This window comes from Colwellia sp. BRX8-4, assembly GCF_014077345.1.
Classification (GTDB): domain Bacteria; phylum Pseudomonadota; class Gammaproteobacteria; order Enterobacterales; family Alteromonadaceae; genus Colwellia_A.
Window position 1 is genome coordinate 146,828 of the sequence record NZ_JACGVS010000007.1, and the last position, 23,016, is coordinate 169,843.

Below are 23,016 nucleotides of genomic sequence, written 5' to 3' on the forward strand. Positions count from 1 at the left end.
TTCTAGGTAAATCATAGACCCTGATCCCTCTAGGCAATGTTGTGGCGCCATGAATTACAACGAACGACGACATTGCCATTTAACTGACTTCAACGCATAATCTCGATACTCTTTTAAGCCATTCCTGCTTTCGTTAAAAATACTATTAAATAAGAGAACTCAATTTGACCATAATCCTAGGTATCGATCCTGGCTCACGTATTACCGGTTACGGTGTTATAAAAAAAGAAGGTCGCAAAATCTCATATTTGGGCAGTGGCTGTATAAAAGCATATGCGGGCAATAAAGAGGAAGATGACTTTAGCCTGCGTCTACAAACTATTTTTGCTGGTGTTTCTGAGTTGATCCTGCAATTTTCTCCCGAACTTTTTGCTATAGAACAAGTTTTCATGGGCGTTAATCCTGGTGGCGCGTTGAAGTTGGGGCAAGCGCGAGGAGCTGCTATTGTTGCGGCAACCAATAAAGGCTTACCGGTTGCAGAATACTCAGCCAGACAGATAAAACAATCGGTTGTTGGCACGGGCGCCGCCGATAAAAGCCAAGTACAACACATGGTGAAATGTATTTTAAAACTGCCTGCTATGCCGCAAGCGGATGCTGCCGATGCACTCGCTATTGCGCTTTGTCATGCGCATAGCCATGATACTCTTGCAAAAATGGCGGGGCAGGTTAGTAAAATCGTCCGTGGACGATTACGATAAACCACGCAAGCGACTTTACTGTATAAATATATAGTGGTATGGTTGCCAAAAGTTAATGTAGAGAAGGTTTTAGCTGTGATTGGTCGTTTACGTGGAACATTATTAGAAAAATTAGCACCAGAAGTCTTAATTGAGTGTGGGGGGATTGGCTACGAAGTTACTATGCCAATGACCAGTATTTATGCCTTACCTGAATTAAACGAACAAGCGATTATTTATACGCACTTTGTGGTCCGTGAAGATGCGCAATTATTATATGGCTTTGCTAATAAAATCGAACGTAGATTATTTAGACTGGTTATTAAAGTTAATGGTGTTGGCCCTAAATTAGGCCTTGCCATACTTTCAAGCATGTCTGCAGACCAATTTGTTAGCTGTGTGGCTCATGACGACTTGACCAGCATTGTAAAAATACCAGGCGTTGGGAAAAAAACAGCTGAACGTTTACTCATTGAAATGCGCGACCGTTTAAAAGATTGGCAAGTCACTCATACGGCATCGCCATTAGCATCGGGAACACTTCCGATTGAGCTTCATCATGAAAATACTTTTGTGACTAATGCAAAAGGTGATGCGATTAACGCATTAGTTTCTTTAGGCTACAGTCAGCAACAAGCTGAAAAGTCGATACGAAACGTATTTAAAGCAGAATCAACGAGTGAAGATCTTATTCGTGACGCATTAAAGTCAATGCTTTAATATCTACTGCATTGATAAAATGTAGATAAAGCTAACACGTAAATAACAGGCTGCTAATAGTAACATCGGCCTGACAATACTCACTTAGCCGTATTTAAATAAGCAAAGACACAAGAGAAAATAATGATAGAAGCTGATCGTCTTATTGAACCTACTGCCCAGCCAGAAGAAGAAACCATTGATCGTGCTATTCGTCCTAAACTACTAGCCGATTATACTGGACAAGATCATGTCAAAATTCAAATGGAAATTTTTATCGCGGCAGCAAAGAAGCGCGATGAACCACTCGATCATTTATTGATATTTGGTCCTCCTGGTTTAGGTAAAACCACACTTGCCAATATTGTTGCTAATGAGATGGGCGTGAATATCCGCACAACTTCTGGTCCTGTCTTAGAAAAAGCCGGAGATTTAGCGGCTTTACTGACTAACCTCGAAGAAAATGATGTGCTCTTCATTGACGAAATTCATCGTCTAAGTCCTGTGGTTGAAGAAATCCTTTACCCCGCAATGGAAGATTATCAGCTAGATATCATGATTGGAGAAGGGCCCGCTGCTCGTTCAATAAAATTAGACTTACCGGCATTTACCTTGATTGGTGCAACGACCCGTGCCGGCGCCTTAACCTCGCCACTGAGAGACCGTTTTGGCATTGTGCAACGACTTGAGTTCTATAACACTAAAGATTTAACTGAAATAGTTAAACGTTCAGCCTACTTTCTCAAGCTACCTATTGATGAAGAAGGCGCATTTGAAGTGGCCAAGCGCTCTCGTGGCACACCAAGAATAGCTAATCGGTTATTACGTCGAGTCCGTGACTATGCCGATGTGAAAACGCAAGGCATTGTTAGCCAAGCAACGGCCGCTAAAGCACTAAATATGTTAGAGGTTGATGATCAAGGTTTTGATTTAATGGACCGGAAATTATTGCAAGCGATTATTGATAAATTTATGGGCGGTCCTGTTGGCCTTGATAATGTCGCAGCAGCCATTGGCGAAGAGCGCGAAACAATTGAAGATGTTATTGAACCTTATCTTATTCAGCAAGGTTTCCTGCAAAGAACACCGCGTGGGCGTATAGCAACTGAACGTGCTTACCAGCATTTTGGTTTAGATAAGCCGGTTTAATAACCAATCCACATCGTTATATCAAATTTTAGGTAAAAAAAAGCCCACATAAATTATGTGGGCCAACTTATAAATTAAGTTGATAAGAGGAAATAGGGTTCCAATAAACATGTCAGAGAGAAGAGATAAAATCTATTCAAATTGTCTGGCTATCAACTACCCCGTTATATCAGTGAAGATAAACTTGAATAATTATTACGCTAGCTCGAACAACAAGCGGATTTTAGAGTAAGTGTTCTATTTATACAAGATAAAAAAATTAGATATTCCGCATTAGAAAAACTAATGTTACTTTTTTGGTGTGTCTTTAATCAGCGCGGTACAAACCGGTAATTCTCCGCTAGAAACTATTTCTCAAAATGTTACATTCGATTACCACTAAACGCTTGTCGTCAGAAGTTATTATCATTAATATAGAAGAAATTATAATTGAGTGTCTCGAATTTTATTTTTAACGATAAAAATACAAATAACGATGCACTGAGCGTTTTACATCATACAACTCATGCCAGATATTAAACACGTTTATCCAGTTAGGATATATTATGAAGATACGGATGCCGGCGGTATTGTTTATCATGCAAACTATTTAAAGTTTTGTGAACGTGCACGTACTGAGTGGTTGAGAGAATTAAACGCTAATCAATCATCTTTTTTAGAACAAAACATTGGTTTAGTGGTCAGAAGAGTGGAAATGGATAATGTAGCTTCAGCCAGCTTAGATGATTTACTTATTGTTACCTCATGGATTAGCGAATTGAAACGCGCCAGTCTGGTTTTTACTCAACAAATAAGTGATCAGCAAAATAAGCTTATTTGTGCTGTTGTTGTCCAAATTGCTTGTGTTAACTTAGCACTTGCCAAACCCTGTGCTATTCCCGAAAAAATATTAGGAGCGTTAAAACGTGTCAGCTGAAATTTCTATATTTGATTTATTCCTGCAAGCCAGTTTGTTAGTTAAAAGTGTAATGTTAATTCTACTCGGTTTTTCTATTGCATGTTGGGCGATGATATTTCAACGTCGAAAAGCACTTAACGACGCACAGGCACAAATGAAAATCTTTGAAGATAAGTTTTGGAGCGGAGCAGACCTAAGTAAACTCTATAATGAAGTTTCGTCTAAAGGTCCTGCCACCGGTATTGAAAGTTTATTTGTATCAGGCTTTAAAGAATTTGCCCGTTTACGAAAAAGCAATATGGATTCACCACAAGCGATTGTTGACGGAACTCATCGAGCAATGCGCGTTGCACTTTCACGTGAAGTTGACCATCTTGAAACACACTTGCCATTTATGGCGACCGTGGGCTCTATTAGTCCGTACATAGGTTTGTTTGGAACTGTTTGGGGAATTATGAATTCGTTTATTGCACTTGGCGCTGTTGAGCAAGCAACACTTGCTATGGTTGCTCCGGGTATTGCTGAAGCATTAATTGCCACGGCTATGGGCTTATTTGCTGCAATACCAGCAGTGATCGCTTTTAATCGTTTTAGCCACCATGTTGAAAAATTAGAAAATGGCTACGGTAATTTTATGGAAGAATTTTCCAGTATTTTACAACGTCAAAGTACCAGTGAACCATCAGCATAAACGGAGTAATATCTTATGTATAAAAGAGTAAGACGCCGTAAAGTTGCAGAAATCAATGTTGTTCCTTACATTGATGTTATGTTGGTGTTATTGATTATTTTTATGGTTACCGCACCATTGATCACTCAAGGTGTGAAAGTTAACCTTCCTAAGGCCGATGCTGAAGCGCTTGATAAAGAGTCAAAACCCCCTTTAGTCGCTTCCGTTGATGCCGACGGTAATTATTATTTAGCGGTCGGTACCAGTAAGAATGAACCCATGTCAGCTGAACAAGTGGCAACACTGGTTGCTGCCCATTTAAAAGTTGAACCTGACACGCCAGTCGTTGTTAACGGTGATGGTGCTGTTTCTTATGATGCTGTGATACAACTAATGGTGTTATTACAACAAAAAGCAGGTGTTCCATCGGTTGGTTTAATGACAGACCCTGGAGCTAAATAATTAATGAGCCGAAAATTTGCTATCGCATTATCATTGAGTTTCTTATTACATATCGTATTAGCTGCGGTATTATTGATGGGCGATTTTGACAGCGAACCCAAAGTGGCGCCCAAAGTTGTGCAAGTACAGACTATTCAGGCAACTATTGTTGATAAAAGTAAAATTCAAGCACAAGTTAATAAAATTAAGCAAAAAAAACTTGATGATGCTCAACAGTTAAAAGTCTTGGAACAACAAGTGGCTTCCGCTAGGGTAAAACGTGCTAAAGAAGAAAAACGTATTAAAGAACTTGAGCGACAAAGAAAGAAAAAATTACTAGAGAAAAAGGCAGCTGACTCAGCAGCAAAAAAAGCGCTAAGCAAAGCTAACGCCGCTGAAAAAATACGCAAACAAAAAGATGAAGAACAAAAAATCGCAGAACAAGCGACGGCTGATGCAAAAGCTAAGCGCTTAAAAGAAGAAATAGCAGCCAAAAAAGCCGATGATTTACTCAAGAAAAAAGCAGCAGAGCGTAAACGTAAAGAGCAAGAAGCTAAAGAGCGTGCACGACAGCAAAAAATGTTAGAGCAACAAATGGCAGAAGAAATGGCGGTTAGACAACAAGCCCGATATCAGCAAACAATGAGTGAGGTTGGTCGCTTTACCGCCCTTATAAGGCAAACAATTCAAGGAAACTTGATCACCGACCGCAGCACTATGGAAGGTAAGTCTTGTAAATTAACCATAAGTCTTGCACCATCAGGTTTTGTAACCAACGTTGTTATTGGCAAAGGGGACCAAGTAGTTTGTAGCGCTTCAAAGACGGCTATTTATAAAGCAGGGACATTACCTGTGTCTAAAGACCCCGAAGTATTTAAAGAAATGCGTACGATTAGCCTAACAGTGGTGCCTGAATTTTAATGGTTCAGTTTATATTCAATGAAAAATAACCCATGACTGAGAAAATAGTAAAATATATGAATAAATTTAAAGTAGCCTTCATTTTCTTTATCGTACTGATTTCAAATAGTGCATTTGCAACGCTTGAGATTGTCATTACCGAGGGTATTGATAGCGCTAGACCTATCGCTGTTGTACCTTTTAAATGGACAGGGCTAGAGCCACTCCCAGAAAATATATCGTCTATTATTGGTGAAGACTTATTGCGCAGCGGTAAATTTAACCCGATAAAAAATAATCGTTTTCCACAAACACCCTTTTCTGATCAAGACATTGATTATTCAGCTTGGGCAAATGAGGGCGTTGAAGCGGTTGTTGTTGGAGAAATTAATCAAATAGGTATTAGTCGTTACAAAATAAGCTACCAGCTGGTTGATGTTATTCGCGGGCAGATCACCGGTGGACAATCGCAAATGCTAAGCAATGGAGAATTGGTTCAAACTTCTGATCATATTTATGCTGAGGGTGCTTTTGAGATTAATGCTGACCAATTTCGTCGTTATGGACATCACATCAGTAATGTTATTTATGAAAAGTTAACCGGCAGCAAAGGTGCATTTTTAACCAAAATTGCTTATGTGATAGTGCGAGACCAAGGTGAATTTCCTTTTCAGTTAGTGATGGCTGATTATGACGGTGTTAATGAGCACGTTTTGTTGAGTTCTAAAGAGCCGTTAATGTCACCTTCATGGCATCCAAGTGGCAATCAGTTAGCGTACTCGACATTTGAGAATAACCAACAAAAAATATATATTATAGATATCTATACCGGAAAGCGTACTATGATAAGCGATCACCCTGGTATAAATAGTGCCCCACGTTGGTCACCCGACGGTAATCAACTTGCGATGATGTTATCTAAAGATGGCAATTCAGAGCTCTATGTTATGGAAGTAGCAACAAGAAAACTACGTCGTATCACCCGTCATCGAGCGATAGATGCAGAGCCAAGTTGGAGCCCTGATGGAAAATCATTAGTATTTAGTTCAGAACGGGGTGGTAAACCTCAGCTTTATCGCGTAAATTTAGTCGATGGTCGTGTTAAACGACTCACCTTTGATGGTGAAATGAACCTTGGTGGTTCAATTACACCTGACGGTCGCCAACTAATTATGGTGAACAGAACACGAGGGAATTATCATTTAGCTAAACAAGAGTTGGCGTCAGGAATTTTTCAAGTTCTGACTAAAACACGTTTAGATGAGTCGCCGAGCATAGCTCCAAATGGTGGCATGATAATCTACAGTACTTTACACAATAATAGGCAAGTGCTTAGTTTAGTATCTGTAGATGGAAGATTTAAAGCGCGCTTACCCGCGGCTGATGGTGAAGTAAAAGCACCTGCTTGGTCACCATTTTTATAAAAAATTAAACATTAATTTAAAACATAACTTTAGAAAAATAAGGACAATTATAATGCGTTTGAATAAAACTGTGAAAGCTCTTGCGATTGCTTTGCCAATTTTGGCTTTATCTGCTTGTAGTTCAAATTCAGAAACTGATGAACAAAGCAATGTAGCGACTAATGCTCAAGAGTCTTCAGTAATTGAAAATAATACTGCTGATGTTCAAGTAAGTGCCGTACAACGTGCCGCTGAAATTGAAGAGCAACAACGTCAAGCATTAGAAAAACTTCGTGCTGAGCACATCGTTTATTTTGATTTTGACACCTCTACAGTTAGCACTGAATTTTCTGCTATTTTAGATGCACATGCTAAATTTTTAAACAAAAGCTCAAGCATGAAAGTTTTAGTTGAAGGTCATGCCGATGAACGTGGTACGCCTGAATACAACATTGCTTTAGGCGAACGTCGTGCCAAAGCGGTAGTAACTTATTTAGAAAATATGGGTGTTTCATCTGCACAGCTAAGTGTTGTTAGCTACGGTGAAGAAAAGCCAATGATTAAAGACCGTAGTGAAAACGCATTTGCTAAAAATCGTCGTGCGGTATTAGTTTACTAATCAAGGATAGAAATGAAACTGAATAAATTTTTATTCGGGATGTCCTTTGCTGTTACTACCCTTGCGGTAGTGGCAGCAGAATCTGCTCCCGTTATAGATATAACCAAGACGGGTGCAATTAAAAGTAGCCCATCGCAATACACCTCTTCGGTACCAGAAACAATGGCTGAGAAGTTGGTTAATCTTGAACGTAAACTTGATGCTCGTAATCGTGCCCAAGTCAAGGTGCAGCGACAGCTTGATGAACTTCAAAATGAAGTGAATGAATTACGTGGTGTTACTGAATTACATACTCATCAGCTTAGTCAAGTTTTGAATCGACAGCGTGAGTTATATCAAGAGCTTGACCGTAGGGTAACAGAAGCATTAAAACCTGAAAATAACGTTCCTGCGGCGATTATAGCCCCAGCAAAAGCCTCTTCAGACGCTTCAATAAATTATTCAACGAATTTAACTGAAAACCAAGCATATGACAGCGCGGTAAATTTAGTTTTAAAAGACAAACAATACGATAAAGCGATCCCTGAATTTCAAGCGTTTAATCGAAAGTTCCCAAATTCTAGTTATGCACCCAACGCACATTATTGGTTAGGACAGCTATTATTTAATAAAACTGAATACACCAAAGCAAAAAATGAATTTAATTTAGTGGTTGAACAATACCTCGACTCAAACAAGCGAAGCGATGCAATGTTGAAGTTGGCGATGGTTGAACAAAAGCTAAATAATAATGCATCAGCAAAAATTTGGTATCAGAAAGTCCTCGCACAATACCCAGATTCAAGTGCGGCTCAACTAGCAAAACCTAGGTTAGAAAATTTATAACCAATAAAAGCGACGATAACTTACACTAACTGCCTTCTTTTTATGCAAGTAGTCAATTAATAAGAAATAAGTTGAATTTAAGGTTGCACTAAAAAAAATTATGAGTATTATATGCGTCGCGTTGAGGCACTAGTGCAACGCAGTGTGAATTAGCACTTATGTCGGCCGTTAGCTCAGTTGGTAGAGCAGTTGGCTTTTAACCAATTTGTCGAAGGTTCAAATCCTTCACGGCCGACCACTTCTTTATAATGTTTATTTCTTATAAAGAAAAAGAAGCACCTTGTAAGATTCGAAATTCATTTCGAAAAAAAGAAAATATGGCGGCCGTTAGCTCAGTTGGTAGAGCAGTTGGCTTTTAACCAATTTGTCGAAGGTTCAAATCCTTCACGGCCGACCAACTTCTTTCTTAACAAGTACAATGCAAAATTAGCATGTTAGTGATTTTTGCATTAGTTGATGATGATTCTCAACACCACAGTTTATATGTCGGCCGTTAGCTCAGTTGGTAGAGCAGTTGGCTTTTAACCAATTTGTCGAAGGTTCAAATCCTTCACGGCCGACCACTTCTTAAATAGTTAATTACTAAATTTATAAGTCAGATAGTACAAAAACTAAAGCTGAGGCTTTTAACCGTTAAGCCGATTAACTCGAAGGTTCAAATCCTTCACGGCCGACCACTTCTTAAATAGTTAATTTCTAAATTTATAAGTCAGATAGTACAAAAACTAAAGCTGAGGCTTTTAACCGTTAAGCCGATTAACTCGAAGGTTCAAATCCTTCACGGCCGACCACTTCTTAAATAATTAATTTCCAAATTTATAAGTCAGATAGTAAACAACAAAAAGCCGAGGCTTTTAACCGTTAAGCCGATTAGCTCGAAGGTTCAAATCCTTCACGGCCGACCACTTCTAAATTTATAAGTCAGATAGTACAAATACCAAAGCCGAGGCTTTTAACCGTTAAGCCGATTAACTCGAAGGTTCAAATCCTTCACGGCCGACCACTTCTAAATTTATAAGTCAGATAGTACAAATACCAAAGCCGAGGCTTTTAACCGTTAAGCCGATTAACTCGAAGGTTTAACCCCTTCACGGCCGACCACTTCTTAAATAGTTAATTTCTAAATTTATAAGTCAGATAGCAAACAACAAAAAGCCGATGCTTTTAAACGTTAAGCCGGTTGATTCCAAGGGTCAAATCTTTTATGGCCAAACACTGCTTAAAGTAAGTCCTTAAGGTAAACGCTTAACTTCAAGGCGATCCTTAATTAATATCTAATTCAAAAGTTACATGTTCAATAAAATACCATCCTGTATTATCTTGTTTTAATCTTTAATAGTTAAAAGTCTTATACACATCGCGATATCTATATCGTATAATTGCGTGGTATTTAAAGAGATAATCAGAGATAAATAATGTCGCAAAGTAATTTAGCCGTAGAATTTGATTTTCAATTTCCAGCGAAACCAGCTCCACTTTCAGATAATGAACGTAGCCAATATAAAGATCGTATTAAAACTTTATTGAAAGAGAAAAATGCGGTACTTATTGCTCATTATTATACCGATCCCGAAATTCAGGCTTTAGCTGAAGAAACGGGTGGCTGTGTCGCCGACTCTTTAGAAATGGCGCGCTTTGGCAACAATCATCCAGCAACAACGCTAATTATTGCTGGTGTTCGTTTTATGGGCGAAACCGCGAAAGTACTGACGCCTGAAAAGACCGTGGTTATGCCAACACTCGAAGCAACTTGTTCATTAGACTTAGGCTGCCCTATCGAAGAGTTCTCTGCTTTTTGTGACCAGCACCCTGACAGAACTGTTGTTGTGTATGCGAATACTTCAACGGCGGTAAAAGCTAGAGCGGATTGGATCGTTACCTCTTCTTGTGCGTTAGAAATTATTGAACACCTTGATGAGCAAGGTGAAAAAATTCTTTGGGGACCTGACCGTCATTTAGGCGCATACATTCAAAAGCAAACGGGTGCCGAAATGTTAATGTGGCAGGGTGCTTGTATCGTTCATGATGAATTTAAAAGCAAAGCGTTAAAGGATATGAAGGCTTTGCATCCAGATGCTGCCATTTTGGTGCACCCAGAGTCTCCTGCAGATGTTATTGAGCTTGCTGATGCTGTTGGTTCAACCAGCCAGCTAATTAAAGCTGCTCAAGTGATGCCCAATAAAAAGTTTATCGTCGCAACAGACCGTGGTATTTTTTATAAAATGCAGCAGCTATGCCCAGATAAAGAATTCTTTGAGGCACCAACAGCGGGTGAAGGCGCAACCTGTAAAAGTTGTGCTCATTGCCCATGGATGGCAATGAACGGTTTAAAAGAGATAGAAGACGCATTGCTTAATCCATTAGGCAGAGAAGTGTTTGTAGACATGAAACTTCGCGACGGTGCATTGAAGTCATTGGATCGCATGCTAACGTTTAACAACGCTTTAGCCAGTAAATAACCATTAAGGTGATTTTTTGCTGGTAAAGTAATCAGTTGGCCTCTTTTTATTAAAATTAAGTTGTGTTGGCTATTAAATTTACCTACCATAGCGCAACTTTATTTTATGGCATGTCTATAAGTTTAAAGTGTTTATAAAGTTATTTTTTTACGCAGTAGATTTTCTGAGTAGCGAGTCAAGACTTGTTTTAAAATGTCTTTAATAGATAAAATTATCATGCTAATTCATCTCAATAAAATTAGCCTGTTAGTGAAAAAATTGGTGAGCTGGCCGAGTGGCTGAAGGCGCACGCCTGGAAAGCGTGTAAAGGTTTATCCCTTTCGAGAGTTCGAATCTCTCGCTCACCGCCACATTAAAAAACGGACACTTCACTTGAAGTGTCCGTTTTTTTATACCTAAAAAAATAGCCCATCTTATATTCACCTATCTTCCTATAAATTAATCTCCTCAATATTCATGCTGATATAGGTGATAAATTATTTATGTTTATTAGACTTTTGTTCAAAATTATTAGTAAGAGGATTGTAGATAAATCACCATTGTTTAGGTTACTATCTTTGAGTATATGTAATTTTCCTTAAAAAAAGAGCAATAAATAATGGAACATGAACAGCACTTAGCGTTACTTGGCGCGTCAGCCCAAGGTGATAAACAAGCGTTTTCGAAACTTTATCAAGCGACCAGTAAACAGCTCTATGCAGTCTGTCTAAAAATGTTATCTAGGAAAGAATTAGCCGAAGAAGCTCTGCAAGAGGCTTATGTCCGCATTTGGCATAACGCGTCTGAATATAGAACGGGTAAAGGCACAGTGTTGACTTGGATGGTCAGCATAGTGCGTTATCGCGCACTAGACATTTTACGTTATCATAAAATTAGAAAAGAGGATGAACTCATTGAGAATGAAAGTTTTGATCTTGATACTAGTGAGAAAATAAGTGATTCAGAACAACTCTTACTCGACAAATGTTTACAGCAGTTAGATCTTCAACAACGACAAGCTATTTATTTGGCCTACTTCAATGGCTGTTCTCATCAAGAGGTGGTTAAACACCTAAATAACCCTTTGGGTACAATTAAAAGCTGGATAAGACGTGGTCTTATGAGCTTACAGAGTTGCTTAACACCATGAATTATCAATCTGAAAACCTCAAAAACGCCCTTGCAGCAGAATATGTGCTGGGTACTCTACGTGGCCCTGCTCGTCAGCGCTTTCAAAAATTGATGATGCAATTTCCACTGATCAGTGATGCAACCCAAACATGGGAGCAGCACCTCAACGGCTTAGGGCAAAAAATTCCACCGGTTACCCCAGACATAGCTGTTTGGCTGCGTATCGAAGATCAATTAGGATTTGTAGCTGAGCCTATAAAAAGTAATGTTGTGGCAATAACTAAGTCTAAGCCTCGAGTTTGGCAAGGTATTGCGGGTTTAGCTTCAGCGGCTGCGATAGTACTTGCTGTGTTGTTATTTAGCTTTCAACCACCACTTCAGCCTGAGGTTCAACAACTTGCTTTAATGAGTAATGAACAAGCCGACTTATTATGGGCGCTAGAAATTGGTGCAGACACTATTAGCGTGCAAGCGACCAAGAAGTTAATCGCTAAGTCAGATGCTGATTATCAGTTATGGATAGTGGCAGCAGACGGTCGGCCTCCGATTTCTTTAGGCTTGCTACCTAAAAGTGGTAAGTTAGTTTTAAGTAAACCTCAGTTATTTGATCAGATTGAGATTGCGGCTTTAGCGGTTAGCTTAGAGCCATTAGGTGGTTCACCGAATGGTTCACCAACCACTGTCTTATATACTTCAGAACTGGTTATTCTTTAGTTACTCTTTAGCTTTTACTGCGAATATTAAAAAGCGAAACGACAGTTTCGTTTTTTTTTATCTGTTGTTTTATGCTGACAAAAGTCAATAATTTGTAAATATATTGTTTATATTAAATGACAAATAATAGACATTCTATAATTTTATGACCTAGGCTTACCTTAGCTGTTGTTGATTAAGTTGACTAAGGCGACATGACCTAAAAAAAGTGCAACAACGCTATCCAATATAAAAAGTAAAAATAACACGATTTGAAACTATGGTTCGGCTGAATAATTATTAATTTGTAAATAAGTTATTTTTCTTGCATCCAATTCATAATCTCGATCGTTTAACTTAATGAGCTTTCAAGAAAGTAACCATTAAGAACTATAAATTATAAAGGAAACGTCATGAAAAAATTTAAATTAACACTAATTGTATCGGCAATAATGAGTGCAACTTTGTCTCAAGCTGTATCTGCATCAAGCCATCGTGAAGCGCCTAACGTCACACGTATGCCAACAGTCGACTCAACAGACTTTTATGCATTCAATAGTTATGAAGAAGGCCGTGGCAATTACGTCACACTCATCGCAAATTACATTCCTTTACAGGATGCTTATGGTGGACCTAACTATTTCGCTATGGACCCTGCTGCAACTTATGCGATTCATATTGATAACGATGGTGATGCTGTTGAAGATATAACCTTTACTTTTAATTTTAACCAGATGTTAGGCAACAATAATGCAGGTGTTGCTTTGATGGTTGGCGCTGAAGGAGAACAGAAATCTGTTGGTGTACCACTTAAAAATGTTGGCGGCATCAGTATGGCAGATAAAAGTGCGGCTAATTTCTCTGAAAGCTACATGGTTAATATGATTTCTGGTCCAATGCGAACGGGTACCAGTGCTGCTGTTACTAATAGTACTTCGGGTGGAGCAAGTTTTGCTAAGCCACTCGATTACATCGGTAACAAAACATTTAGCAACGCTGAGCAGTATTCAGCTTATGCTAACAGCCATATATACTCAGCTGCTATACCTGGCTGTGATGCACCAGCAAAAGTATTTGTTGGTCAGCGTAAAGACGCATTTGCGGTTAATTTAGGTAAAGTTTTTGATTTAGTGAACTTTGTTCCTGTTGAAGGTGACAGTGCTCCTGGAGCAGGCGATGGCGATGGCTTCCCCGGTGGTATTACACAATCAGCAAGTAATGATGATTTAGCTGACAAAAATGTTACTAGTATCGCTATTGAAGTACCGACAGCTTGTTTAACAGGCACAGGTAATGGCGTTATCGGTAGTTGGACTACGGCAAGTTTGCCTCAGGCTAGAATTTTGAATCCTAATGCTAGCTTTGATAACACTGAAGTAAATGGTGGTGCATTGACGCAAGTTTCTCGTCTTGGCTCTCCTTTAGTGAATGAATTGGTTATTGGTTTGGCCGATAAAGATAAGTTCTCAAGTTCTCATCCAAGTGCAGATGGTCAGTTTGCTGATTATGTGACTCATCCAACGCTACCTGAACTGCTGAATATATTGTTTAAAGATGCAGTTAATACCACTTTAGGTGCAAATATCGAAACGTTGGCACCCACTAATTTCCCTAGGGTTGATTTAGTTACCGCATTTTTAACGGGTTTCCCAGGTGTTAATCAGTTATCAACAGTGACGGCAGCTGAAATGCTACGCTTAAATACTGGTATTGCAGCAGTGGCAGCCGATATGCAGTCATCGTTTGGTGTTGCTGGTGACGATTTAGCTGGTTTTCCAAATGGTCGCCGACCAGGAGATGATGTGGTAGATATTGCCCTTCGTGTTGTTATGGGTCGTTTATGTTACCCAATTCCTGTTAATGGCACAGATACAGATTTGGGCTTATGTGCACCAGAAGATGCAAGTGTTGGTAATGTACCCTTTACTGATGGTGCGCCAAGTAATGCCTCTATGATGGATACTAGCTTTCCATACTTAGCAACGCCTTTACCAGGCTCTAAATAAGGAACACTATTATGTTATATAGTAAACGAAATACAGCATCTCATCTTAGTCAAGTCTTTAAGCTTAAAGGGGTCGTGTTAAGTTTAGCGGCCGCCATGCTAGTTTCAGGCTGTAATAATGATGTCGATGAGCTACCTATTACGAAAAACGCATCACCGACTACGATATCGGTCGATTTGATCACTCAAACAGAAACGCCTATCACTGACATGTTAAGCGCAAATGATGAAAATGGTGACACGTTGACTTTTAGCTTAGACCAAGAGCCGATGCTAGGAATGGTCACCATTGATAGTAATGGTAGTTTCACTTACCAGCCTAATGCTGAAGTGACAGGAAGTGACAGCTTTACTTTTACTGCCTCTGATGGAATTAATTATCCTGTTAGCGGTACAATCAATATTACGATTGAAGCGCTGGAAGTGTCATTTGCCAGTTATAGTCGTGCAGCTTTTAGTCAGCAACCAAGCGATAAACCCTTGGCCGTAAATGGTCGTGCGTTTATTCAAGATGTTGAGGAACCAGCAGCATACGACGACTTGATTCAACAGTAGAACCATCTTGACTGCGCCAAGGAAGGCGCCCTTTTATGGATAATGATATGCCAACACTTCGTTTTATTAGCCCCTTGTTATTTTTGGTTTTTATTGCCACTTCATCGCCTGTGCATTCAGAAAGTTATGTGCCCAAATCAAATCAAAGTATCGTTGCTAGCTGGACGGTACCTAAACCTGCACAACAGCCAAAGATTTTTATCGCCCAACTGCTCAATGACGCAAGTAAGCCTGGCTTAGCAAGTCGTTATTATGGCCGTGCTGGCGCTTTACTGAAACCCTTGTTGGTCGCTAACCCTAATGATCTAGAGCTACAATTTTATTCAGCAACCGTCTTACAGCATTACCATCAATTTAATCAGGCCCAACAATTACTGACTCAGATACTTCAATATCAGCCAGACAACGTCGCTGCTTGGTTAATGAAAGCCAATATACACATGGTACAAGGTGATCTTGACGCTGCGAAAAGTGCCTGTTTACAAGTATTGGGGCAGGGCAGTTTATTTGTCAGTAGCGCCTGCGTGCTAGAGGTTAGTGCTGAACAAGGCAAAGTTGCTCAAAGTTACCAACAGTTAAGAAATATCGTTAAGCTTGCGGGTGATATACCTATCGCCCAACAGGTATGGCTTAATCAAATTTTAGCTGATCTTGCTCACCGTCAGCAGCTAACACAACAAGCCATAGACCATTTGTCAGGCTACCCATTGAATCAGGCCCCTGTTAGTTATTTAGCGCTGTGGGCGGATATTTATTTAGCACAACAACAAGGCCAAATTGTTTTAGATACATTAGGACCTATCGTTGAAGCAAGTGATAGTTTTGATGATGCTTTGTTATTACGTTTGACCCTTGCCGAACAAATAACTAAGGCAACTAATGGCGTATGGCAGCAGCGACTAACCCAACGTATCGAAATACGTTTGCAACGAAATGATACCGCTCATGCTGCAGATATAGCTCAATATTATCTCGATATTGTTCCTAACCCTATTAAGGCGCTTTATTGGGCGAGAATTAATTGGCAACAAGCTAAGCTGGGCTCGGATGAACGCTTGCTCAAACGTGCTTTAGCATTTAAAGAATCACCTGATAAAAAGCCTCAGATTTAAGCTACACCTCAACACAATAAACCTTAATAAACCGTAAAAGTAGTGAGATAAAAATATGCAGCAGTGGTTAAAAATAGGGCTAATAAGCCTGTCGTTATTACTGGCCAATACTGTCGTCGCTCATCAATTGAGTACCAGTTACATTATTGCCGAAATCGACGACACCGGTCGTATCAGTGGCGAATGGCAATTGAGTTTGACTGATTTAGAATTAGCTGTTGGCTTGGATATAAATGCCAACGGTGAGTTAACCTGGGGAGAGGTCAAGAGTCGACAAGCTGAGATTGCTAGCTATTTGGCTGAGCATTTATTATTGAGTCGTGAAAATTTAAGGTGTAACTTACGTTTTGAGATTATGGAGCGTTTGCAAGATCATGCCAATGAAGCTTTCGCTGTTACTGATTTCTCAGGTCAGTGCCCAATCAGTGGCCCATTAGAAATTGCCTACAGCGCAATATTTTCTTTAGATAGTAGCCATGAGGTGGTTCTAAATATTGGTGATGGTAACCACTTACACAGTTTAGTGTTAGATGACAGCACTCGAAAAATCACCATAGATTTGAGCAAAGGTAGTGCCTGGACGACATTTACACAATTTGTTTATCAAGGTGTTGTACATATTTGGATCGGTATAGACCATATCCTGTTTTTGTTTGCCTTGTTATTGCCGGCGGTGCTACAGCGTAAAGATAAAAAGTGGCAAGCTATATCAAGTGTTAAAACTATTTTGACTAACACCGTATGGATCGTGAGTGCATTTACCTTGGCTCATTCGCTAACGTTAACAGCGACCGCTTTAGGCTGGTTAAGCCCAAGCAGTCGTTGGGTAGAGCTGGGCATTGCTTTATCGGTTTTATTTGCGGCGCTCAATAATATTTGGCCAGTGGTTTTACGTTTAGCTTGGTTAACCTTTGCCTTTGGTTTGCTGCACGGTATGGGGTTTGCTGGTGTCTTAGGAGAATTAGGCTTACCTGCGGATCAACAGTTACTGAGTATACTAGCCTTTAATCTTGGTGTTGAAATAGGTCAGTTAGCGATACTTGCTATTTTACTGCCGATATTAATTTTATTACGTAACACCACGTTTTATACAAGAGGTGTACTACCTGTTGGCTCTATATTAATTGCGATTATGGCCGTGCAATGGAGTGTAGAGCGCTGGTAAACTTAAAAATTATCGCTAATACAATCGCTTATAGCTCAAGTGATAGTTTTAAAGGATATGGGGTCATTCCAGCTATTAGGTTAAAGAGTTTATAGCTAAAAAAAAAGTATTGCGGGTGCAATACTTTTAACTCGCTACTTATTAAGGCTAGATTTATCATTCACGCCGCGGTAAATAGCGGCGTGAAATTTTAGCTAATCATCAGACTAGATCGAATCGATCAGCGTTCATGACACTCGCCCATGCTGTAACAAAATCAGCAACAAACTTCTCTTGGTTATCATCCTGCGCGTAAACTTCAGCATATGAACGAAGAATTGAGTTAGAACCAAAGATAAGGTCAACTCGTGTTGCTGTCCATTTTACTTCATTTGATTGACGATCGCGCATCTCATAAAGGTTATCACTAACAGGTTCCCACGTATAATTCATGTCTGTTAAATTAACAAAATAATCGTTAGAAAGTACACCTTCACGTTCGGTGAACACACCATGTTTTGTACCATCGTAGTTAGTGCCAAGCATACGCATACCACCAATTAACACGGTCATCTGATGCGCGGTAAGTCCCATTAACTGACTTCGGTCAAGCATTAGTTCTTCTGCGCTGACAACATAGTCAGCTTTTAGCCAGTTTCGATAAGCATCATGAGTGGGCTCTAGCACTTCGAAGGAGTCAATATCCGTCATTTCATCTGTTGCGTCGCCACGCCCTGGTGAAAAGGGTACAGTGACTTCAAAACCAGCCGCTTTTGCGGACTGTTCTATACCAACATTACCTGCCAAAACAATGACATCAGCGATACTTGCACCACTACTTGTGGCAATACTTTCTAGCACAGAAAGTACTTTGCTAAGGCGTGCTGGTTCGTTACCTTGCCAATCTTTTTGTGGAGCAAGGCGAATGCGTGCGCCGTTGGCACCACCGCGTTTGTCAGAGTTACGATAGGTTCGCGCACTATCCCAAGCGGTTGCAACCATTTCGCTGATACTTAAACCACTCGCTGCTATTTTATTTTTCAGTAAGTCAATATCATAACTCGTGGCTCCAGTGGGAACAGGGTCTTGCCAAATAAGGTCTTCTTGAGGGACTTCTTTACCGATATAACGTGCCTTTGGCCCCATATCGCGATGAGTGAGTTTGAACCATGCTCGTGCAAAAACGTCAGAAAAATATTCAGGATCCTTAGAGAAACGTTCTGAAATTTCACGGTACGCTGGATCCATTTTCATCGCCATATCGGCATCAGTCATAATAGGCGTTTGACGTGTAGTTGCATCTTCAACATCAACAGGCTTATGCTCTTCTTTAATATTTATTGGTTGCCACTGCCAAGCACCCGCTGGGCTCTTCTTTAATTCCCACTCGTGGTTAAGCAACATCGAAAAATAACCATTATCCCATTGAGTAGGATGTGTAGTCCATGCGCCTTCAATACCACTGGTGATGGTATCGCGACCAATGCCACGTTTGGTTTTATTGTTCCAACCTAAACCTTGTTCAGTAATATCTCCAGCTTCTGGCTCTGGTCCTATTTGCGAAGCGTCACCATTGCCGTGACATTTACCGACGGTATGACCACCGGCCGTTAAGGCAACCGTTTCTTCATCGTTCATCGCCATACGTTCAAACGTTACTCTAATATCATGCGCTGTTTTAAGGGGATCGGGCTTGCCGTCTACACCTTCAGGGTTAACATATATTAGCCCCATCATTACCGCAGCTAATGGGTTTTCTAAATCACGCTCACCAGAATAACGGCTGCCTTCTCCACCACTTGGTGCAAGCCATTCTTTTTCGGCGCCCCAATATGTGTCAATTTCTGGCTGCCAAATATCTTCACGACCAAAAGCGAAACCGAAGGTTTTTAACCCCATAGATTGATAAGCAACAGTGCCAGCGTAAGCAATTAAATCAGCCCAGCTAAGTTTGTTACCGTATTTCTTTTTGATAGGCCACAGCAAACGGCGGGCCTTATCTAAATTGGCGTTATCTGGCCAAGAATTTATTGGCGTAAAACGCTGATTGCCAGTCGCTGCACCACCGCGACCATCCGCGATACGATAGGTGCCGGCAGCATGCCAAGTCATACGGATCATTAGGCCACCATAGTGGCCCCAATCAGCAGGCCACCAGTCTTGACTATCTGTCATGAGGGCATGCATATCTGTTTTAAGAGCAGCCATATCAAGATCTTTCAGGGTTTCACGGTAATTATAATTCGCACCCATAGGATTAGTCTTACTGTCATGCTGATGAAGAATGTCAAGATTTAGTGCCTTTGGCCACCATCCCATATTGGACATACTGCTCTTTGTTGCACCGCCGTGCATTACTGGGCATTTGCCAGCTGTCGTTGTTGTTTTGTCATTCATATGCAATTTCCTTTCATTAATTGGGGCTGAGCTGTTAAAAGTTAGGATGAAAAAATACTAGATGATAATGCTAAGTGCTCACTTTGAATTACCAAGGATTATTAAAATACATCATAGTACATTCTTGATAAATTATGAGTTTTACTCACGTTAACGCATTCAACAACGTATCTCAATCTGTTCAGCTTTAATAGCTTAGTTTTGAAAAGTTAACAGATCAGTGAGTAAGTTAAGCGATATCAGTAATAGAAATTTATTATGTAACATTTATGTAATTTTTCTTAAATAAAAACTACATATTACTTCAACAATTCTGTCATTTAACCTTAGTAGCATAGCCGCAACTTTATTCTAATAATTTCTGCGGAGCAGACTAACATGCAAATAAATTCACTCTTTAAAATCAGTACGCTAGCTTGTGCCATTACTTTAGCCAGTTGTGGTGGTGGCGATATTAAACTTTCATCTCAAGTAGATAACTCAGTAGGCGATACAACCATCACTAACCCTGCTCCAACTGACCCAATTGTGACCGAATTACCGGGTAAGTCTAGTTCGGTGTTGGGCCAAGATGTTTCAACAGCTTTAGGTTTTGATGTTGCTGTACAAGTGCTTGATGGAAAAATTACTAGTGATATGACTTTAGTCGCCAGTGCTGATAGCAAGCCGGTATTTTATGCTATTAGTGGAGCTTTAGAAGTGATGGCAGGAACAACGCTAACCGTAGAGCCCGGCGTTGTTCTTTTTGGACAATCAGGTGGTGATTATGTCGTTGTGCACCGCGACGCAAAAATAATGGCAGAAGGCATAAAAACTAAACCTATTATTTTAACCTCACTGCAAGATGTTAAGGGTGAAGAAACAACAGCTGGTCAATGGGGTGGCGTAGTTATTTTAGGTAATGCTCCTTCAAATAAATGTCCTACTGATGGCAGTGAATGTGCCCTTCAAATTGAAGGAGCTGAAGAAGGTGCAGTCTTTGGTGGCTCAAACTGGGAAGACAATTCAGGTATTTTAAAATACCTTGTTGTTAAATATGCAGGGTTTGAAATTGCGCCTGACAACGAACTTAATGGTATAACGTTTGGTGGTGTTGGCTCAGGAACAACGGTTGATTATATTCAAGTACATTCAAATGCCGATGACGGCGTAGAATTTTTTGGCGGTGCGGTCAATGTTAAGCATTTAGTTTTAACGGCCAATAAAGATGACAGTATCGATTGGGACAATGGTTATAAAGGTATGCTGCAACATATTTATGTCGAACATGCTAAAAATGCCGGCGAAGCAAACCGTGGTATTGAAGGGGATAACGATGGTTCTACTCCTGATAAAGAGCCACAGTCAGCGCCAATTATCGCTAACTTGACGATTGTGGGTAATAACTTTGACAGTGCAGATAAAGACTCAGAAGGTATTTACTTACGCGAAGGAACCGCAGCAAAAATATTTAATACGGTGGTAACCGGCACCAGTGAAATGGGGGAATGTTTAGAAATTGAAGGTGGTGCAACGAGCTCTGTAACCGTTAATAATGCTAACAGTGGTAAAATTGTTATGCAAAACAGTGTTATGGCCTGTAGTAATAGTGAAAATTTAAAAAATGCTAAAGCGGAAGACGGTAGTGTCTTGCTTGACCTCGAAGCATGGTTCAGTGCAGAAGCATCCAACAGTATCAGTAGTTCTATTTTAATTAATGAAAACGGTATTCCCGATGCTAACTCACCACTCGTTGCTGATAATGCCGGACAAGATGTCGCTAATACACAAAATGCCTTTTTTGACTCCGTTGATTACATTGGCGCGTTTGACAGTGCTGACAACGCGGGTAACGATTGGCGTGAAGGTTGGGCCTTTGGTTACGGTGGTGGTGTAGTAACCGCTCAGGCAGAAACACAAGGTTGTCCGACAGGTACATCGGCAATTTCTTCAGTCAATGGCTCAAACATTACTTGTCAATTAAGCGGTGTTATTGCTAATAACTTAACGTTAACCGCTAATAATATTTATGCTCTAAACGGCGCTGTTTTTGTTGGTGGCGATAAAATTAACTCAGCAACACTGACGATTGAAGCCGGTACAACCATCTATGGTCGTTCAGGTAGCGATTACCTAGTGGTCAGTCGTGATTCAGAAATTCAAGCAAATGGCACAGCCTCAAAACCTATCACTTTTACGTCGAGTCAAGATTTGACTGGCGCTGAAACAGGTGCAGGTCAATGGGGTGGAATAGTGTTATTGGGTAATGCGACATCAAATAAATGTCCAACGGATGGCAGTGACTGTGCACTTCAAATTGAAGGTGCTCAAGATGGCGCAGTCTTTGGCGGCACAGACGATGCTGACAGCTCAGGTACATTACGTTATGTCGTTGTTAAGCATGCAGGTTATGAAATAGCACCAGACAACGAACTGAACGGGATAACATTTGGTGGTGTTGGCTCTGGTACCAAAGTCGAATATATTCAAGTACATGAAAATGCTGATGATGGTATCGAATTTTTTGGTGGCACGGTTAACCTTAAATACGTGGTCTTAACCTCTAATAAAGATGACAGCGTTGATTGGGATAATGGCTTTCGTGGCAACTTACAATACGTACTCGTTAAGCATGACCCACAAAATGGTGAAGCAAACCGTGGTATTGAAGGTGACAACGACGGCTCAACACCAAACAAACTACCACAATCAAACCCGAGTATTGCCAACATGACCATTATTGGTAATACATTTGACACTGCAGATAAAGACTCTGAAGGTGTTTATCTCCGAGAAGGCTCGAAAGCACAACTTCATAACTTTGTTGTTACTGGTCCTGCAGGCATGGGCGAATGTGTTGAGTTGGAAGCTGGCTTAACGGTAGATCAAGCAAAATCTGGTGATACGCTAATGAGCAACTCAGTTGTGGCTTGTGATGAAGCGTTTAAAGATTCTAAAGACTCTAGTGATGCAACCTTTGATTTAATGAGCTGGTTTATTAACGATAATACCGAAAACAGTACGGCTGCAAATACAAGTGCGGTATTAGAAGGCATTTTCACCATCGATACCACAACACCTAAAGACTTCACCGGTAACAGCTTTTTTGAAAATGCTGACCATGTCGGTGCCGTAACGAAAGCGAAAAACTGGACAGCAGGATGGACAGTAGGTCTTGAAGAATAATTAGACGTTGAAGGCGAACACTGTTTTTTCCAATAATCAGTGTTCGCTTTTTTATTTCAGCATAACTAATAAATACTCAATCAACCTAACTG

The 23,016-nt window shown here is 40.2% G+C and carries 19 protein-coding genes and 4 tRNA genes; 22 read left to right on the top strand and 1 reads right to left on the bottom strand.

All coding sequences use genetic code 11. The features are described 5' to 3' along the window. Window positions 1-164: 164 nt before the first annotated feature. The 21 genes from ruvC (at window position 165) to H4J56_RS08395 (ending at window position 17,383) form a co-directional block, all read left to right on the top strand. Window positions 165-701: a crossover junction endodeoxyribonuclease RuvC gene (gene ruvC / locus H4J56_RS08295; RefSeq protein WP_182259169.1), complete on the top strand. Its 537-nt coding sequence runs from the start codon at window positions 165-167 to the stop codon at window positions 699-701. Between the two features lie 75 nt (window positions 702-776). After that, window positions 777-1,400 (top strand): Holliday junction branch migration protein RuvA, encoded by a 624-nt coding sequence (gene ruvA, locus H4J56_RS08300; RefSeq protein ID WP_070377216.1) that lies wholly within the window; start codon window positions 777-779, stop codon window positions 1,398-1,400. A gap of 123 nt (window positions 1,401-1,523) precedes the next feature. Next, window positions 1,524-2,528, top strand: coding sequence for a Holliday junction branch migration DNA helicase RuvB (gene ruvB, locus H4J56_RS08305; RefSeq protein WP_146798954.1), 1,005 nt, complete (start codon window positions 1,524-1,526; stop codon window positions 2,526-2,528). 505 nt (window positions 2,529-3,033) lie between these two features. After that, window positions 3,034-3,444, top strand: coding sequence for a tol-pal system-associated acyl-CoA thioesterase (gene ybgC / locus H4J56_RS08310; RefSeq protein WP_182217695.1), 411 nt, complete (start codon window positions 3,034-3,036; stop codon window positions 3,442-3,444). Continuing rightward, the gene (gene tolQ, locus H4J56_RS08315) at window positions 3,434-4,117 is read left to right on the top strand and encodes a protein TolQ (RefSeq protein ID WP_070376296.1); all 684 of its coding nucleotides are present in this window, start codon (window positions 3,434-3,436) and stop codon (window positions 4,115-4,117) included. The genes ybgC and tolQ overlap by 11 nt, the downstream gene beginning before the upstream one ends. Window positions 4,118-4,132: 15 nt before the next feature. Then, window positions 4,133-4,558 (top strand): protein TolR, encoded by a 426-nt coding sequence (gene tolR, locus H4J56_RS08320; RefSeq protein ID WP_146798955.1) that lies wholly within the window; start codon window positions 4,133-4,135, stop codon window positions 4,556-4,558. A gap of 3 nt (window positions 4,559-4,561) precedes the next feature. Further along, window positions 4,562-5,458 carry a cell envelope integrity protein TolA gene (gene tolA / locus H4J56_RS08325; RefSeq protein WP_182259170.1) on the top strand — a complete coding sequence of 299 codons (897 nt, stop codon included), beginning with the start codon at window positions 4,562-4,564 and terminating at the stop codon, window positions 5,456-5,458. Between the two features lie 56 nt (window positions 5,459-5,514). After that, window positions 5,515-6,861 (top strand): Tol-Pal system beta propeller repeat protein TolB, encoded by a 1,347-nt coding sequence (tolB, locus tag H4J56_RS08330; protein ID WP_182218105.1) that lies wholly within the window; start codon window positions 5,515-5,517, stop codon window positions 6,859-6,861. A 52-nt stretch (window positions 6,862-6,913) separates the two neighbouring features. Continuing rightward, window positions 6,914-7,459, top strand: a complete 546-nt coding sequence (gene pal / locus H4J56_RS08335) for a peptidoglycan-associated lipoprotein Pal (RefSeq protein ID WP_070376300.1) — start codon at window positions 6,914-6,916, stop codon at window positions 7,457-7,459. A gap of 12 nt (window positions 7,460-7,471) precedes the next feature. Then, window positions 7,472-8,284 (top strand): tol-pal system protein YbgF, encoded by an 813-nt coding sequence (gene ybgF, locus H4J56_RS08340; RefSeq protein WP_182245174.1) that lies wholly within the window; start codon window positions 7,472-7,474, stop codon window positions 8,282-8,284. A gap of 162 nt (window positions 8,285-8,446) precedes the next feature. Continuing rightward, window positions 8,447-8,522 (top strand) — tRNA-Lys (locus H4J56_RS08345). Window positions 8,523-8,605: 83 nt separating this feature from the next. Continuing rightward, window positions 8,606-8,681: transfer RNA gene (locus H4J56_RS08350), tRNA-Lys, on the top strand. Between the two features lie 90 nt (window positions 8,682-8,771). Further along, a tRNA-Lys gene (locus H4J56_RS08355) sits at window positions 8,772-8,847 on the top strand. A gap of 852 nt (window positions 8,848-9,699) precedes the next feature. Next, entirely contained in the window at window positions 9,700-10,743 is a 1,044-nt protein-coding gene (gene nadA / locus H4J56_RS08360; RefSeq protein WP_182243890.1) for a quinolinate synthase NadA, read from the top strand. 260 nt (window positions 10,744-11,003) lie between these two features. Further along, a tRNA-Ser gene (locus tag H4J56_RS08365) sits at window positions 11,004-11,093 on the top strand. 248 nt (window positions 11,094-11,341) lie between these two features. Then, window positions 11,342-11,872 (top strand): sigma-70 family RNA polymerase sigma factor, encoded by a 531-nt coding sequence (locus H4J56_RS08370; protein ID WP_182218111.1) that lies wholly within the window; start codon window positions 11,342-11,344, stop codon window positions 11,870-11,872. Further along, complete coding sequence (locus H4J56_RS08375) at window positions 11,869-12,567, top strand: anti-sigma factor domain-containing protein (protein WP_182222842.1); 699 nt, start codon at window positions 11,869-11,871, stop codon at window positions 12,565-12,567. The genes H4J56_RS08370 and H4J56_RS08375 overlap by 4 nt, the downstream gene beginning before the upstream one ends. Before the next feature lie 431 nt (window positions 12,568-12,998). After that, window positions 12,999-14,552 (top strand): DUF4331 domain-containing protein, encoded by a 1,554-nt coding sequence (locus H4J56_RS08380; protein ID WP_404842543.1) that lies wholly within the window; start codon window positions 12,999-13,001, stop codon window positions 14,550-14,552. A 95-nt stretch (window positions 14,553-14,647) separates the two neighbouring features. Beyond that, window positions 14,648-15,106, top strand: coding sequence for an Ig-like domain-containing protein (locus H4J56_RS08385; protein ID WP_404842544.1), 459 nt, complete (start codon window positions 14,648-14,650; stop codon window positions 15,104-15,106). 35 nt (window positions 15,107-15,141) lie between these two features. Further along, window positions 15,142-16,218 (top strand): lipopolysaccharide assembly protein LapB, encoded by a 1,077-nt coding sequence (locus tag H4J56_RS08390; protein WP_182231071.1) that lies wholly within the window; start codon window positions 15,142-15,144, stop codon window positions 16,216-16,218. 55 nt (window positions 16,219-16,273) lie between these two features. Beyond that, entirely contained in the window at window positions 16,274-17,383 is a 1,110-nt protein-coding gene (locus tag H4J56_RS08395) for a HupE/UreJ family protein (RefSeq protein WP_070376319.1), read from the top strand. A 201-nt stretch (window positions 17,384-17,584) separates the two neighbouring features. Here the strand turns inward: H4J56_RS08395 and katG are convergent, their stop codons facing one another. Beyond that, the gene (katG, locus tag H4J56_RS08400; protein ID WP_182218131.1) at window positions 17,585-19,759 is read right to left on the bottom strand and encodes a catalase/peroxidase HPI; all 2,175 of its coding nucleotides are present in this window, start codon (window positions 19,757-19,759) and stop codon (window positions 17,585-17,587) included. A 378-nt stretch (window positions 19,760-20,137) separates the two neighbouring features. Between katG and H4J56_RS08405 the strand changes: the two genes are divergently transcribed. Next, window positions 20,138-22,924, top strand: coding sequence for a hypothetical protein (locus H4J56_RS08405; protein WP_182259171.1), 2,787 nt, complete (start codon window positions 20,138-20,140; stop codon window positions 22,922-22,924). The last annotated feature ends 92 nt before the right edge of the window (window positions 22,925-23,016 follow it).